This is a genomic window from Pyrolobus fumarii 1A (assembly GCF_000223395.1).
GTDB lineage: Archaea > Thermoproteota > Thermoprotei_A > Sulfolobales > Pyrodictiaceae > Pyrolobus > Pyrolobus fumarii.
The window spans coordinates 321,351-336,037 of sequence record NC_015931.1 but is presented as its reverse complement, the minus strand read 5'-3'; the positions used below and the strand labels follow the sequence as shown (position 1 = coordinate 336,037).

Here is a 14,687-nt window from a genome sequence, read left to right as displayed (position 1 = left end):
TTATGCGGGGTCAAAACTGCCGTCAAAGTGTAGCATGGGGGTCAGGGGCCTCGGTGACTGGGCCGTAGGGCCCCGTGTGAACCGAGGTACGAATTGCACGTCGCCCACTACTCGCCGCGTAGCCTCCTCCTCAACAAGTGATACTCAAAGCCCTCGACCAGCGCCTTTAGGCTGGCCTCGATGATGTTCTGTGATATGGCGGTTGTTGTCCACGTTCTCTTACCATCCGTGAAGGTTATTTCAACACGTACCTCGCTAGCAGTGTGTTTCGACGCTATGGGCAGATGCACCCTGTAATCTATCAGTCGTATGTCTCCGGCCTCCGGCAATAGCCTTGAGAGTGCACCACGAAGTGCCTCGTCTATGGCGTGTACTGGTCCTCCTCCTTCTCCAGCCGCCAGCTCCTCACGGTCACCTCGTGCTAGTTTAACGACAGCCCAGCTTTTCGCAGAGCCCCACTCTTCGCCGCCGCTCATAACACGCCAGAGGCGCACCTCGAAGGGTTTACCGCGCAGGCCGAGCTCCTCTAGGAGTATCAATAGTGCAGTCGCGACTGCGTTCTCAAAGCTATAGCCTTCCTTCTCCAGCCTCTTGATCCTCTCTAGCGCTCTCCTCACAGCAGGGTCGTTCTTGTCTAGCTTCAAGCCTAGCTCTTCGCGAGCCCAGGCTACGAGGTTAGCTGCGCCACTAAGCTCTGAGACTGTGAGCCTTCTCTCGTTGCCCACTAGCTCGGGGTCTATGTGCTCATAAGCCCTCGGGTTCTTCAACACAGCGTCAATATGGACGCCCGCCTTGTGCGCAAAAGCGTAGTCGCCTACGTATGGCTGGTACGGGTTAGGCTCTAGCCCGGCCAAGTCATAGACTAGTCTCGAGAGCCTCTTTAACAGCCTTAGACCCTCGGGGTTCCTAAGGGCCCGGATATTCATCTTCAACTCTAGGTTCGGCACTACTACACAGAGGTCTGCATTACCAGTACGCTCACCAATACCATTAACAGTTACTTGCACATGCCTAGCGCCAGCCAAGACGCCCATAAGCGTGTTAGCCACAGCATTGCCACTGTCATTGTGCATGTGAAGCCCTATCACCGCCCGGCTACCAAACTTCTCTACAATCTCCGATACCACGGCGTACACCTGGTGTGGCAGCATACCACCATTCGTATCAGCAAGGACTAGCCTCTCTGCACCAGCTTCGAGCGCCGTCTCGAGAACCTTCAGCGCATACTCACGGTTCTCACGAAACCCGTCGAAGAAGTGCTCAGCATCGAATATTACCCTGATGCCATGCTCGCGGAAGAAGCGGATAGTATCATATATCATCTCGAGATTCTCTTCCAGGCTCGTTCGGAGCACCTCACGCACGTGAAGATCCCAGGACTTGCCAAACACGGTTACCCACTTGGTGCCCGCCTCGAGAACCTTGGATAACATCGGGTCATCCTCGGCTCGCACCCCTTTCCTCCTGGTCGAGGTGAAGGCTACTAACTCGGCATGCTCCAGACTATACTCGCGCACGACGCGGAAGAACTCGTCGTCCTTTGGGTTGCTTCCCGGCCACCCACCTTCGATGAAGGCCACCCCAAGCCTATCAAGCTCAAGTGCTATGCGAACCTTGCCTTGTACATCAAAGCTCACTCCACGCGCTTGGCTACCCTCACGTAGAGTAGAATCGAGTACCTCAACCTCCTTGGGGAGTCTCGCCTTGAATTTCATACCCACCTGGCAACCCCATGCACCGCGAGTCCCGGGCCACTCTCAACCCACGATTAAAACACTAACCATGCTGTTGCCAACAGTGCTTCTACCCCTGCCCGTACAGCCATGTATTGAGGGTTGGTGTGAGGCTGGATGCCGAGCCTTGAAGCTAAGCTTGAGGCGCTGCGCATCCGTTACGAGACAAGGCCCGTCCGCGTGATGGTCGTGAAAGAGGTTGGCAAGATAGTGATCGATGGCGTAGAGATAGAGTTGAGGAAGGGTACTGAGATAGAGGTGCCTAGGTGGATAGCTAAGGTGCTCGAGGAGAAGGGTATAGTGGAGCCGCTAGAGTCGCCAATGAGCCTCGATGATATAGCCAGGGTACACTTCATAGTGACGGAGGCTAGGAGCCTCGCCGATACACCCTCGCTCCCCGAGGACTTCTATTTCCGCGCCGCCGATTACCTCAGGAGACTCGAGACCGAGCTAAGGAGGAGACCTGAGCCGCAACTCCTCGAGGAGAAGAGCAAGGCAGAGTTATACTTCGAGGAGATTGTCTCGAGGCGCCTCTGGACTATCCTGCAGCTTCTACGCAGCCCAGGCGCCCGCGCCGAGGTGTACGAGAAGCTCTCGCCCGAAGAGAAGACGCTTCACGACGACCTTCTCGCTAGGATTGAGGAGTGGAAGAGGAGGGTAGCACCACACCCAGCTTGACGCTCTTGGCGTGTCGGCCAGGGTGCACCAAGACCCACTACTATACTGTTATTTTTTAGGCTGGGTGCGCGGGTTGCCGGGGGAACCATACGATGGAGTATCGCGTGAAGGACCTTGGTTTGGCTGAGCGTGGTAAGCTGCAGATCGAGTGGGCAGAGCGTAACATGCCAGTAGTTGCGCGGATGATTAGGGAGCGCTTCGAGCGTGAGAAGCCCCTGAAGGGCATAAAGGTTGGCGCAGTTCTCCACGTCACCAAAGAGACGGCTGCTCTCGTGAGGACGTTGAAGGCTGGCGGCGCTGAGGTTAGGCTCGCGGCTAGCAACCCGCTCAGCACGCAGGATGACGTTGCAGCCGCTCTCGTGAAGGACGGTATCGAGGTGTGCGCCTGGAGGGGCATGAACGAGGACGAGTACTTCTCGTGTATAGAGTTCGTGGCGAAGTGGGAGCCAGACATAGTTATTGACGATGGTGGCGACCTACACGCAATGCTTCACGACAAGTTCCCGTCGATCGCTGGGAAGGTGTGGGGCGGCACTGAGGAGACTACCACGGGCGTCATTAGGCTACGCGCTATGGAGAAGCAGGGCGTGCTCAAGTACCCCGTCATAGCCGTTAACGACGCTCGCACCAAGATGATGTTCGATAATAGGTACGGAACCGGTCAGAGCACGTTCGATGGCATCCTACGCGCCACGAACATACTCGTCGCTGGCAAGGTTGTCGTCGTGGCTGGCTACGGGTGGGTTGGCCGCGGCATAGCTCTTAGAGCCAAGGGCTTGGGCGCGAGGAGAGTTATCGTGACAGAGGTTGACCCGATACGCGCCCTCGAAGCTGTAATGGACGGCTTCGAAGTCATGCCAATGAGGGAGGCAGCCAAGGTAGGCGACATATTCATCACCGCCACCGGCAACAAGGCTGTGATAAGAAAGGAGCACATGGAGCTAATGAAGGATGGCGCGATACTAGCCAACGCTGGCCACTTCAACGTCGAGATATGGATACCCGACCTTGAGGAACTCGCGACCGAGAAGAGAGAGATACGCCCATGCGTAACCGAGTACCGCTTGAAGGATGGCAGGAGGATCTACCTTCTCGGCGAGGGGCGCCTAGTCAACCTTGTATGCGCAGAGGGCCACCCAAGCGAAGTAATGGACATGAGTTTCGCTAACCAAGCCCTCTCGGTAGAGTACCTCGTCAAGAACAAGGGGAGGCTACCGGCAAAAGTCTACAATGTGCCCCTCGAGATAGACCAGGAGGTTGCCAGGCTAAAGCTAAAGTCTATGGGCATCGAGATAGACGAGCTCACCGAGGAACAGAAGAAGTACCTTGAGAGCTGGAAGCTAGACTAAGAGCGGACATGTGCCTTCCTCTCATTTTCTGGCCCAGAATACCTCCACATCCTCATAGACCGTCGCATGACGAGCGTCTCGCGTAACCCTGACCACCACGGACTCGGCACATTCTGCACCCTCTTGGGCGGGTGCAAAGGAGTGATTAATGTGACATCAATCACGTGCTCGTGATGGGTGAGGAGGAGTGGTGGGCCCGGGGGGATTTGAACCCCCGACCACCCGGTTATGAGCCGGGCGCTCTACCGGGCTGAGCTACGGGCCCAGCGGGTTCTTCCGTTTGAGGGATGGGTCTCCGTGACCCTTTATAAGTTTTAGTGGCGTGTTGCTATGTTTACGTTGCCTCTTAGCCGCACGCCCCGGCGTTCTTGGCTTGCGCGTGTAACCCCGGGCAGGGTGTATTATGGGGGTTGTGTTGCAATCATGGGGGTGGGGTAGGCTCGTGGCCGAGCCTCTAGGACCATACCATCATTGGATGGGGTCCGTGCGTCTCTACGAGGTCGGGTTTGACACTATAGTCGACTTCTTCTACAGGCTGGCCGAGGCTGCTGACAGGCTGCGTGAGGATGGACTCTGGTTCCGTTATGGGCCGGAGAGGCTCCCCGAGGTTATCGAGATACCTGCTCGTGGTACTCTCCGCGTGAAGTATGGCTTCCCGATATTCCAGAAGGGAGGCGTCTGCATGGACGTTACTAACGTTAAGCAGGCAGAGATAGCCGAGGATGCTGGCGCCGTCTCGGTCATGGTTCTCGACAAGCTGCCCTACGACGTGAGGAAGGCGGGTGGCGTCGCGAGAATGGCTGACGTCAAGGTCATAGAGCAGGTTATGGAGAGCATAACGATACCCGTTATGGCGAAGGTGAGAATCGGGCACTACATGGAGGCTAAGATACTCGAAGCCGTGGGCGTCGACATGATAGACGAGAGTGAGGTGTTGACACCCGTCGACGAACACCACCACATAAACAAGTGGGAGTTCAAGATACCGTTCGTCAACGGCGCTAGGAACCTCGGCGAGGCTCTCCGTAGGATAACCGAGGGCGCCGCGATGATAAGGACGAAGGGCGAGGCGGGCACCGGCAACGTCGCCGAGGCAGTACGCCACATGAAGCAGATTATGAGCGAGATATGGTCTCTGCGCTCCATGTCCCCCGAGGAGAGGATGAGGAAGGCAAGAGAGTATGGCGTCCCCTACCAGCTCGTCGAGCTGACCGCGAAACTCGGCAGGCTCCCGGTCGTAAACTTCGCAGCAGGCGGTATAGCCACACCTGCAGACGCAGCCCTCATGATGTGGCTTGGCGCTGATGGCGTGTTCGTAGGCTCCGGGATATTCAAGAGCCAGGATCCAAGGGAGAGGGCACAGGCAATCGTGCTGGCAACGGCGATGTGGGATGACCCGGAGACTGTCGCAGAGGCGCAGAGGATGATATCCGAGTCAAAGAGCATGATGGGAATCGACATTCGCAAGCTCAAGCCGGAAGAGCTACTACAGGTTAGAGGCGCCGACGCCTAACGCGCGTGTAACCCGAGCCGGATTCTTTGCACCTCTCTCCTTACACGACTACCTCACGATCTTAAACTAGTTTTACTAGATGCGCGCCTCACACTAGTCCTAGTTTACCGCCTCATCTCAACCCGCCTGGTGTTACACTACCCAGCCTCTACAACGACATTGCGATATACTCTCGTCACATGCTCTGTTCTAATACCACTACTATAGCGTTACCGTGGAGTACAACATGGATTAGCGACCTGGTGGATTGCTTGTTGAGCGTGGCGGAGGGTTTGAGGGGTGGTTATTCCTGGGCACATGACAACCCGGCGAACGGCCATGCCCGGACTTGATGCCATTATCACACGCGTGATCATCGAGGAGGCCTCTAAGGAGCTAGTCGAGTATGCCGAAAGCGACGTGATAGTCGTTGGCGCGGGTCCTGCTGGCCTAACCGCCGCCTTCTACCTAGCCAAGCGGGGCTTCAGGGTTCTCGTGCTGGAGAGGCGTCTGAGCGTGGGTGGCGGCATTGGAGGCGGTGGCATGCTCTTTCACAAGGTGCTGGTTCAGGAGGAGGCACTCCCAGTGCTAAATGACATGGGTATACGCGTTCACCCGACAAGCGTCAAGGGCATCTACTCGCTAGACTCGGTCGCCCTGATAACCGGTCTCGCCTCGGCTGCTGTGAACGCCGGCGCCAAGATAATCCTCGGGCTCGAGGCCGTCGACCTGGTGGTTAGGAAGGAGGGCGAGAGACACCGGGTAGCCGGCGTCATGGCCCTGTGGAGCGCGGTGGGTATAGCCAACCTACACGTAGACCCACTCATGTTCGAGGCTAAGGCTGTTGTTGACGCCACTGGCCACGATGCTAGACTCGCCAGGATAGCCCATCAGAAGCTACGTGGCGAGGCACCTGAGGTCCCGGGCGACGGCCCCGCCTGGGCCGAGGAGGGCGAGAAGCTCGTAGTCAAGGCAACGGGAGAACTCATACCAGGCCTCTACGTCGCAGGTATGGCAGCCACAGCAGTCAAAGGCTACTATAGGATGGGCCCAATCTTCGGCGGCATGCTCCTAAGCGGCAAGAAAGTCGCCGACCTGATAACAGAGAAACTAAGAGGCAAGTAGAAACAACCCCATCCACTATTTTCGCAGCCACACGGGGCTGTGGGGAGGCGGGCAGTCACTGACCCGCGCGGGATGACTGGCATAGCTCACACCGAGCCCCACAACACAACCATAATACACTATGACACTCATACGCAACACTTATAGCCGGACCCGAAGTGACGAAGTTAACGGAACTGGTGCCGGGGTCGCCTAGCCTGGCTAGGGCGCCGGCCTGCTAAGCCGGTGGGGGCAACCCCGCGCGGGTTCAAATCCCGCCCCCGGCGCCACACGCTCCTCCCAACCCCCAAGAGGTGGCCCGCGTGGCTCTAGAGGCCCGAGTGGAGAGAGAAAGCAAGAGGGTAGTACACAACAACGCCAAAAAGACCGAAGATAGAAAACGAGTAGATGGTGTCGCAAAAGTGACACTTAAGCTTCATTGGACACGAAACAGTGTTAGGCGCGGCCATAAGAAATATGTCTACATAAGGCCGCGTCTAGACATCCCTATCGACCTGCTTGAGAAACTAGGGGTAAAGCCTCTCGAGGGTGTTGAATTTGACGTTGAGATTGTAGAGCGTGACGATGGCAAAGTACTAGTCCTAAAGCCACGCATAGTAGAGACTCACGTATGATACGCTTCGTAGCCAGTCGGTAGCCAAGACGTTCGAATCCCCGCGGGCCCGCCACCCCGCACTCATTTCATTTGTGCGTTGGGGCGGGGGCGGGCGTTGGCAGGCGCCCTGACCCGAGCGGGTCTGGTGCTGGGCTTCGTGCTCGCAGGTTTCGCGTGGCTTGTGTGGCTCGTCCAGCCTCTGGTGCTCCTGGATAGATTCCCGCCCGACACCCCCTACTGGTGGCTCGGGCTGGCCGCCGCGCTCATCGACGGGCTGGCGGTCCTCGCGGTCACGGAGTTGCTGGTGGCGGCCTGGAGGCTCGGCGGGAGAGTGGGGAGCGCCGGGCCCCTAGTGAGGGATACGGCGGCTGTCGCATTTGGGAACATGATCGTCTCTGCCCTCGCGGCGGCGCTTGCCGGCGAGAAGGAGGCCTCTGGCCTAGCCCTCGGAGGCGCGATAATCGCGCCCCTCTTCCTCCTGTTCAACGCGCGGCTCGTCGCCTACTGGCTCAAGTGGAGACTGGGCTAGCCCAACCGCGGTTAGACGCATAGCCGGCACAGCTCGCCATCTCCGGCTATAACCCTGTATGCTGGTACCCCCCGCCTCTACGGGGGGATGTGTGGCCAGGCTATCGCCCGTCGAGTGGGTTGTGCTGCTCGTGGGGCTCGCCGGCGGGCGGCTGCGTGGCGGCACGGTTCTCCAGAAGCTCGGGTTCCTGGGCGTCGTTGAGGCGGGCGGCTGCTGCCTGGGGTACACACCCACCCGTTACGGCCCGGTCTCCGCGGAGCTGGCGAGGGGCGTCGACGAGGCGAGGAGGCGGGGCCTGGTGAGGGTGCACACCGAGCCCTCTCATGGAGGAGCATACACCGTCTACGTCTTCGAGCTGACCGGGGAGGGGAGGAGGCTCTACGAGGAGATAGTGGAGAGGCTGAGGAGGGAGGAGCCCCACTTCCTCGAGCAGATGGAGAGGCTGGTCCGCCTGTGGGCCGATAAGCCCTTCGAGCTCCTCCGCTACGTGTACAGCGCGTACCCCGAGTACGCCAAGAAGAGCGAGATAGCCGAGAGGATCCTCGAGGCCTAGCCACACAGCCTCCCCATCAACTCCCTCGACAATACTCTCTTACCGCGTAGGCTAGAGAGGTTCTCCATCATCCCTATCCTCTCGCCCAGCGCCGCGCAAAACTCCCTACGCTTCTCGTCCGACTCCTCTAGCTTCAAACGAAGCACGTCAAGCACGTTATATGCGTAGAGCATTATAAGCGCTGGTATGAGTGCAAAACTAGCGAGCGCATCCAGAGGCGCCGGGAGGGGCGTAAAGGCGAGAGGTAGGGCCATGGCTGGTGTCAGCAGCCAGAGGGCTCTCCAGATGAACCTCCAAGCCATCTCTCGGATCTCCCGCGGCGAGGGATAATCCTCCGCTATCTCCCGTAGCCTAACAGCATACGCGTAGAACCTCTGTAGCTCCTCGTCCACCTCCCGCGGGTACAGCGCACCAACATCCTCGTAGATCACGACGAGGCTACGCGTAACGCCCATCTTCTCGCCGAGCAGCGCCGCATGATAGACGCCATTCTCCCTGTAGAGCTTCGCCTCAAGCTCCCCCCTTACCGCCTCGAGCCTCTCGGCGAAGCGTAGCACACGGTCATAGAGCCCCTTAACCTCGCGAAACACCCAGCCTAGCAGAAGCCCCACTACGGCCCCGCAGCAAACCCGACAGCCCGTAGGGCGAGGCTCCAAACGTCCAACATCCACACCCAGGCAGGCCAACCAGCGGCAAGCCACACCCAGGGCTGCTCAAAGGGATGTTGACTAGAGCAGTGTCTCGCCTAGCCCCGCCCGCATCCAACCGCGGTTGGGGCGAACCCCTCGACTACCACAACTACTTGTTTGCGCCTCCCTGGTCGCTTCCCGGGCCCGAATCCCGGGTTCCAACCGCGGTTGAAACCTAAGTCTCTATGCACCGCGTGATGATCCCCGCGAGTTTAGCTTCTCTTCAGCCCGAGTTTAGCCCGTAAAATGGTATATAACAAGATAGCGTGTCATGGTTGTTCTAGAATATCTTCCTGTCCGGAGGGGTGTCCGGTACTTTCGGTCCACCCCAACCGCGGTTGGAACCCGAGTCTAACCGCGGTTAAACCAGACCCCGGTGCGTGGGGAGGTACTCGTGGGTAAGAGTGTCTTGGGTGTCTTGTTGTGCTCGGGGCTCTTGATGTGGGGGAGTTTGTTTCCAACCGCGGTTGGAACCGGGGTTTAACCGCGGTTAAGCGGGGGATTCGACCGCGGTTGGAGTAGTTAGGATAGTAGAGAGGAGTAGGGGGTTCTCCAGGTGCTCCAGTGGAAGCGGGGGTGGTTTTAGCCTCGTGGTTCTCCTAGTCGCCGGAGTTCCTCCTCGATGCTCCGGTCGAGTCTGAGCACCAGGGTGTGGCTGCGGGCGTCCCAGTGGGTGTAGATCACCCCGGCCTCGGTGAGCTCCTCCAGCGCCTCCCCCAGTAGTTGTAGTTGTGTGGCTACCTGCTCGGGGCTTAGGCCGAGCCTACGCAGCCTAGCCTCGAGCTTCACGCGGAGCACGTCGAGGGCGTGGAACCTAGACTCCGCCCTTATCCTCAGGTAGGGGCTGCCCGAGAGGAGACGCTCCGCGAGCAACGCCACAACCTCCGCCTCTATGAGCGACAGTCTCCTCATGAGACGGTGCTCCGCGAGCCTCTGAGCGAGGCGAGCCAGACGCAGCTCCCTAGACCTGAACAAGAGCCTTAGAAGCTCCTCGAGGGCCCTCCGGACCCTACGGCTGAGCCGGTAGACGTTGAGCCAGCCGGCCTTCGAGACCTCTACCACTCGCTTCTGGACCCACCACCTTAGGTACGGGTAGACCTGACGGGATGGGATGCCGGCCACCAGGCTGAGCTCGTGGGCGAGGGCCCCTTCCTCGCCCTTCGCGAGCAGGTGGTCTAGTAGTAGCGCCACCCTCTGGGATCTGGGCCTCCCCGGTACAACCGCGGTTGGAACGGCAGCCTCCACTACCCTCCTCCCAGCCACGCCCCTCACCCCCTATGAGCGTTGCGAGGCTGTTCCAACCGCGGTTGGGCGGGGTTGCCCGGGAGGATCTCGTCTAGGCTCACCTGGCGGGGCGCGTGGGCCGGGAGGTAGCCCCTCTCGACGCAGAAGCTGCGGATGCGATCCGGTAGCCTCCCGGGATCCAGGGGGCCGGCGAACCTATCGACGAGCCAGAGCCGCCTGCACAGGGACTCTAGGCAGGTTTCGGCGAAACGAGCGTCCTGTCTACACCACTCTCCGCTGCAGTCGCTAGGGTGGCGGATCTCGATGTACGAGCCGTCAGCACGATGCACAGCCATAGAGCAGGTATCATCCCCGAGACCCCTCTCTAGCACGGCACGGGTTGCACGAGCAGCCTCGACGACCGCCGCTCTAACAGCCTCCTCGAGGCCCCTCACCGAGAAGATAGTGTAGGCTACCCGTACAACCCGTGGCTTGAGCCTCGCCCTCGAGTAGGCCTCGCTCCACAACTCGAGGTGCCTCCTCGGCAGGAATAGGATGACTGTGTGCGGCCAGAGCTTGCGGGCTATCAGGTCTGAGAGGAGCCCCACAATCAGCTCGTAACGCTCCCTGTCTTTCAACAGTTCCTCGGGGTGTAGCTCGTAGCAGCACGCCGGGTACTCACCCGCGCGTACGTAGGGCACGAGAACCAGTAGATCCGAGAGGTAGAGCCACTCTACGCCGAAGGGGGCCCCGCCGCGCCACAGCCCCAGCCTCCGGAGCACCGCGGCGATCTTCCTCGAGGTCGGGGAGCGCGTGTAGGGCTTCACGTTGCTGCACGGCGTGATGAGCAGGACCGGCCACTCGGGGAGCCACCTGTCAGCCAGCCAATGGTGCCACTCTCGCACCGCACGATGCTCTAACGCTCTGATGCCCGTAAGCTGAGGGTCTATACCCAGATGGTGTCTAGCAGGGAACCTTCCGAGCCGATCCTTAGGCACCCTGAGCCTCTGCACTGCCAGCCACCCTCTCGACCGCGGTTGGGATGAACTTGTCGAGGGTACGGAGCTTGGAGAGCTTGAGGAGAGGCTCGAGACTCGAGAAGACTTCGCGTTCCACTGCTCTCGCGTAGCACTCCGGGCCCAGCCTCTCACATCCGAGCACATCACGGTGTTTGAGGATGTAGTTGAGGCCCTGGGCGCCGGTGTCAGCGCTGTGGACGTTGGCGTTGTTCAGCACCTTGTGGAGGTCCCTGCCGTGCACCCCGAGGAGGTGTAGAGGCTTCAGGTTGATCTCGCTCACAACCTCGGCTATCGTGCCGCGTAGCCCCGCGACGCGAGACCTCCACGAGCGTAGCTTCAGGGAGCCCAGCGTGATGAGAGGATTCAAGTCCGAGGCTTCGACGCCCACGCTCCCGAGCATGTCAATGATGCCCTGGTAGCACTCCATGTACTCGTCTGGCGTCAAGCCCTGGAGCGTCAACGAGAGCCTCTGCAGGGCACCCGGGCACCTCTCGGTGACCAGCTGGGCGAACTCCACGGCCAGTGCCATAGTCCTCCAGATCTTCCGCCGTCTACACTGCTCGTCGAGAGGATCCCCGCAGAGGAGGACGGGGTCGTCGGGCGCGAAGACGACATCCACCAGCCGCCAGTAGCGGCACAGCCACCCCGCGTACTCCTCTGGCTCCACCCTACCCTGAAAGCCGCCACTATCAACGTAGACTATGAGCCCGTAGCGTCTCTTCGCGGCCACCAGCCACTCGAGCCTATACCGCCACTTGAGCCAGTTCGCCAACAAGCCAATCCTAACGCCGCAGCAGCGGCTCAGCTCCCGGTCCAGCCTCGCCAGGGTCTCTAGAGCCTCCCTCAGCGCGTTAGTTTCATGCACTGACACGAGGAATACCCTGAGCACGACCAGTCACCCCCGTGCAACCGCGGTTGGGGCCTTAGCGCGAGCGTCTCGAGGCAGCTTCTCGCGGAGCTCGCGGAGGATCTGCTCTAGCTGCGCCAGCCTCTCTCGGAGCTTCTCTGCGCGGCGGAGGATACTCGAGGCGGACCGGCCCATCCTCGCCAGCTCCGCGGACCTCGCGACGAGCCTCTCTATCTCGCCGCGGAGCCTCTCCGCCTCAGCCTCAACATCCCTGACCAGCTGCTCGGGCGCCACGAGGCGCTTGATGCACGTGCAGGATGCGCGAGTGCGGTACCCCTCCCTCCTCAGCCCCTCGACTATCCCGTCGAAGAGCCGCCTCCATACTTCCTCCAGGCGCCGGGCGTCAACCTCCCTGAAGAGGAGGACACGGCCCTCGCCCAGCTCGAGGACGGGGAGGCTCCACAGGAAATCGTACCACTCGGCCTTAGCGCGCTGCACCCTATCCGCGAGGATGCAGAGCCTTCGGTTACGCCTACACCTGCGACGGATCGTCTCCGGGTGCGGGATCGAGTAGCTACACTCCCATACCGATGTCCACCTCCCGACCCTCTCGAGGAGCCGAGCAGCCTCCCTCCTCGCCTCCCCCACCTCCCTGAGAAGCTCCTCGACGCGCGGCTGGAGCCCGAGGAGACTCCCAACAAGCCTCTCGAGCCCCGCAAGCTCCTCCTCCAGCCACCCGACCTCCGCCTCGACGGCCTCCAGCTTCTCGCGGAGCCTCTCGTAGAGGTCTTCGTGTTCGCGCAGAGCCCTCTCGAGTAGCCTCTGCTTGAAGATCGCCACGGCCGCCGCGAGGAGTAGACGACGGAGAGCCTCACGCGGGCAGGTGACGAGGTCGCCGTCGACGCTACACTCCTCGGGTATCCAGTCGCGCCTCCCCGCCGCCCGGAGGGAGTCCAGGTACTCGTCGGGCGCGGGCCTAGGCTGCTCGGCGCCAACCGCGGTCAAACCCGAGACCCAGTCAATTGTTTGGGCCAAACGAGTTTTATGTGTTGGGCCCAAACATAATCTGTCTGGCGGCTGGTGGGGTGGCGTGGGGTGTCGGGGTACCGGGTTCGCCTCGTCTGGGATCTGCCAGTGACCCCGGAGACGTACCAGGAGCTTGGCTTCCTCGTCCACCAGCTCTCGATGATCACGGGTAGGATGGTGAAGGAGCTGGCGGATGGGGAGGGCCTGGTCTTCGAGGTTGAGCCTCCGGTGGCCGCCCCTGGCGTGCCTATGGATGAGGACGAGTGGCTGGATCTCCTCGAGGAGCTGGCGTCGAAGGCGAGGAGGGTCAAGATCATCGTGGAGCGTGACGGCGTCCCGGTGCTCTCTAGCGGCGATGCTGCCCGTGCTCGTCTCTGCGGCGAGTATCTCGAGGCTGGGGGTGGTGGGCGGTGAGGAGGGTGGTGTTCCTCCGTGACTTTCTCCTGGGCTACCTGGCGGCTAACGGTGGCGAGGCTAGGGTGGAGGATATCGAGGCTGCTGTGAGGCGCGTCAGGGAGAAGCGCAATGTCATAATCGCTGGTGGTGGGCGCGGCGTGCGGGAGGAGATCGAGGTTCTCGCTGCGGCCGGGCTGCTGGAGGAGAGGGGTGGCGTCGTGAGGCTGCGCGGGGAGAGGCTCGGTGGGCTCCTCCTCAGGAGGCTTGAGAGGCTCGCGGCGATAGCGGGGTGGTAGGGTTGTACGTGTGTCCGTTCTGCGGGCGCAGCTACAAGCAACTATCCAGCCTCAAGAGGCACGTCAAGAAGGTGCACGTGTTCAACGCGTGTCCTTGCTGTGGCCGCCCCCTCCGGGGTGTGGCCGGCGCGCTTGTACACTCGTCGCGTTTCAGCGACGAGTGTCACAGGATGCTCGCCTATCTCTGCTCCCGCGGCTCGCGCGTCAAGCTGGTACCCCCGGCGGCGGGAGCGGGGGTGGAGCGTAGAGCCAGGAGCGTAGTGACCACGTTCAAGACGTGCATCTTCCCCGGGTCCGGGCCTCTACGAGAGGCCCTACGCAAGGTGCTCGAGATGGACGCCGATACGGTGAACAAGCTGAGCATGGAGGCTCTACGCTGCAAGGCGCCCACCATCAGGTCTGTAAAGCTCCCGGCGGAGCTCGACGAGGAGGTTGACGAGAGGGCAAAGGCGCTAGGCCTCACGCGCTCCGACCTCCTACGCGCCGCTGCGGTACTAGCCCAGCTGAGGAGCTGCTGAGGATGAAGATAGGCGCACGGGAGAAGCTCATGGTGGCTTTCGTACTCGGGCTTCTCGCGGGAGAAGCCAAGTGCAGGCACGGACGCCAAGGAGCTAACCACACATACCTAGTCTAACGCCAGCATAGAGGTACACAGGCACGCGTAAAAGCACAGACATACTTCGAGATCACGGTGGTGCGCATGTCTCACAATCCCTTCATTATAGTCGAGATGGCCCTCGAGGATGTCTTGCACAGCTTTTTACAGATGGGCCTCAGGGCGATACACGCAGCTGAGACGGCTTTTATGGCCTGGCTTCGCACGCTAGGTGTCAACGCCCAGCCTCTGATAAACGTACCTCTACTCGCCGCGTTTAGCGTGACCCTGGTGCTCGTGGGTCTGGTGGAGTCATTCACGGAGGGGTTTAGACACGGTCTTCGAGGGGCCATCTCCATAGCTGTGCCGTACTTCACGGTTGTCGTGTTAGCCACGCTCACCCTGAGCTTGTTCGGTGTTAGACCCGCGGTAGACCCCGTAAGCGCCGCGCTTTCCACGTCTGCCATGATCTTGGGAGGGGTTGTGGGAGAAATGAGGTGCAAGGTCGCCAGCGTTGCCGGCAACCGCGGTTAACACATGC

17 protein-coding genes and 2 tRNA genes are annotated in these 14,687 nt (G+C 60.5%); 12 read left to right on the top strand and 7 right to left on the bottom strand.

The annotated features are described in order from the left end of the window. Positions 1-107 precede the first annotated feature (107 nt). A complete protein-coding gene (cimA, locus tag PYRFU_RS01910) occupies positions 108-1,715 on the bottom strand; it encodes a citramalate synthase (RefSeq protein ID WP_014025919.1) in 1,608 nt (535 codons plus the stop codon). A 135-nt stretch (positions 1,716-1,850) separates the two neighbouring features. Between cimA and gins23 the strand changes: the two genes are divergently transcribed. Together gins23 and ahcY are read left to right on the top strand one after the other, a co-directional pair. Further along, the gene (gene gins23 / locus PYRFU_RS01905; RefSeq protein WP_014025918.1) at positions 1,851-2,411 is read left to right on the top strand and encodes a DNA replication protein Gins23; all 561 of its coding nucleotides are present in this window, start codon (positions 1,851-1,853) and stop codon (positions 2,409-2,411) included. A 92-nt stretch (positions 2,412-2,503) separates the two neighbouring features. Then, positions 2,504-3,760 (top strand): adenosylhomocysteinase, encoded by a 1,257-nt coding sequence (gene ahcY / locus PYRFU_RS01900; RefSeq protein WP_014025917.1) that lies wholly within the window; start codon positions 2,504-2,506, stop codon positions 3,758-3,760. Positions 3,761-3,948: 188 nt separating this feature from the next. Here the strand turns inward: ahcY and PYRFU_RS01895 are convergent. After that, a tRNA-Ile gene (locus PYRFU_RS01895) sits at positions 3,949-4,025 on the bottom strand. Between the two features lie 219 nt (positions 4,026-4,244). On the opposite strand from PYRFU_RS01895, the gene pdxS reads away from it, so the two are divergent. The 6 genes from pdxS (at position 4,245) to PYRFU_RS01865 (ending at position 8,054) form a co-directional block, all read left to right on the top strand. Beyond that, positions 4,245-5,273: a pyridoxal 5'-phosphate synthase lyase subunit PdxS gene (gene pdxS / locus PYRFU_RS01890; protein ID WP_048192223.1), complete on the top strand. Its 1,029-nt coding sequence runs from the start codon at positions 4,245-4,247 to the stop codon at positions 5,271-5,273. Positions 5,274-5,591: 318 nt separating this feature from the next. Next, positions 5,592-6,377 (top strand): sulfide-dependent adenosine diphosphate thiazole synthase, encoded by a 786-nt coding sequence (locus PYRFU_RS01885; RefSeq protein WP_048191358.1) that lies wholly within the window; start codon positions 5,592-5,594, stop codon positions 6,375-6,377. A 181-nt stretch (positions 6,378-6,558) separates the two neighbouring features. Then, positions 6,559-6,646 (top strand) — tRNA-Ser (locus PYRFU_RS01880). A gap of 33 nt (positions 6,647-6,679) precedes the next feature. Beyond that, the gene (locus tag PYRFU_RS01875) at positions 6,680-6,991 is read left to right on the top strand and encodes a hypothetical protein (protein ID WP_014025914.1); all 312 of its coding nucleotides are present in this window, start codon (positions 6,680-6,682) and stop codon (positions 6,989-6,991) included. Between the two features lie 126 nt (positions 6,992-7,117). Further along, positions 7,118-7,501, top strand: coding sequence for a hypothetical protein (locus PYRFU_RS01870; protein WP_167827791.1), 384 nt, complete (start codon positions 7,118-7,120; stop codon positions 7,499-7,501). Between the two features lie 91 nt (positions 7,502-7,592). Further along, a complete protein-coding gene (locus tag PYRFU_RS01865; protein ID WP_014025912.1) occupies positions 7,593-8,054 on the top strand; it encodes a transcriptional regulator in 462 nt (153 codons plus the stop codon). On the opposite strand, the gene PYRFU_RS01860 is transcribed toward PYRFU_RS01865, so the two are convergent. The 5 genes from PYRFU_RS01860 to PYRFU_RS01840 form a co-directional block, all read right to left on the bottom strand. Continuing rightward, entirely contained in the window at positions 8,051-8,665 is a 615-nt protein-coding gene (locus PYRFU_RS01860; protein ID WP_048191355.1) for a hypothetical protein, read from the bottom strand. The two genes, PYRFU_RS01865 and PYRFU_RS01860, sit on opposite strands and share 4 nt — an antisense overlap. A 660-nt stretch (positions 8,666-9,325) precedes the next feature. Then, the gene (locus PYRFU_RS01855) at positions 9,326-10,006 is read right to left on the bottom strand and encodes a hypothetical protein (protein ID WP_014025910.1); all 681 of its coding nucleotides are present in this window, start codon (positions 10,004-10,006) and stop codon (positions 9,326-9,328) included. Positions 10,007-10,011: 5 nt separating this feature from the next. Next, positions 10,012-10,980 carry a DUF5591 domain-containing protein gene (locus PYRFU_RS10335; RefSeq protein WP_014025909.1) on the bottom strand — a complete coding sequence of 323 codons (969 nt, stop codon included), beginning with the start codon at positions 10,978-10,980 and terminating at the stop codon, positions 10,012-10,014. Continuing rightward, positions 10,958-11,875 (bottom strand): hypothetical protein, encoded by a 918-nt coding sequence (locus PYRFU_RS10625; RefSeq protein ID WP_014025908.1) that lies wholly within the window; start codon positions 11,873-11,875, stop codon positions 10,958-10,960. Before PYRFU_RS10625 ends, PYRFU_RS10335 begins: the two co-directional genes overlap by 23 nt. 6 nt (positions 11,876-11,881) lie before the next feature. Beyond that, a complete protein-coding gene (locus PYRFU_RS01840) occupies positions 11,882-12,838 on the bottom strand; it encodes a hypothetical protein (protein ID WP_048191353.1) in 957 nt (318 codons plus the stop codon). Positions 12,839-12,928: 90 nt separating this feature from the next. On the opposite strand from PYRFU_RS01840, the gene PYRFU_RS01835 reads away from it, so the two are divergent. The 4 genes from PYRFU_RS01835 to PYRFU_RS01820 all read left to right on the top strand — a co-directional run bounded on the left by PYRFU_RS01835 (position 12,929) and on the right by PYRFU_RS01820 (position 14,680). Beyond that, the gene (locus tag PYRFU_RS01835; RefSeq protein ID WP_014025906.1) at positions 12,929-13,273 is read left to right on the top strand and encodes a hypothetical protein; all 345 of its coding nucleotides are present in this window, start codon (positions 12,929-12,931) and stop codon (positions 13,271-13,273) included. Then, entirely contained in the window at positions 13,270-13,551 is a 282-nt protein-coding gene (locus tag PYRFU_RS01830) for a hypothetical protein (protein ID WP_014025905.1), read from the top strand. Before PYRFU_RS01835 ends, PYRFU_RS01830 begins: the two co-directional genes overlap by 4 nt. Positions 13,552-13,559: 8 nt before the next feature. Beyond that, the gene (locus PYRFU_RS01825; protein ID WP_244403882.1) at positions 13,560-14,069 is read left to right on the top strand and encodes a ribbon-helix-helix protein, CopG family; all 510 of its coding nucleotides are present in this window, start codon (positions 13,560-13,562) and stop codon (positions 14,067-14,069) included. A 182-nt stretch (positions 14,070-14,251) separates the two neighbouring features. Beyond that, positions 14,252-14,680 carry a hypothetical protein gene (locus PYRFU_RS01820; RefSeq protein ID WP_014025902.1) on the top strand — a complete coding sequence of 143 codons (429 nt, stop codon included), beginning with the start codon at positions 14,252-14,254 and terminating at the stop codon, positions 14,678-14,680. Positions 14,681-14,687 lie beyond the last annotated feature (7 nt).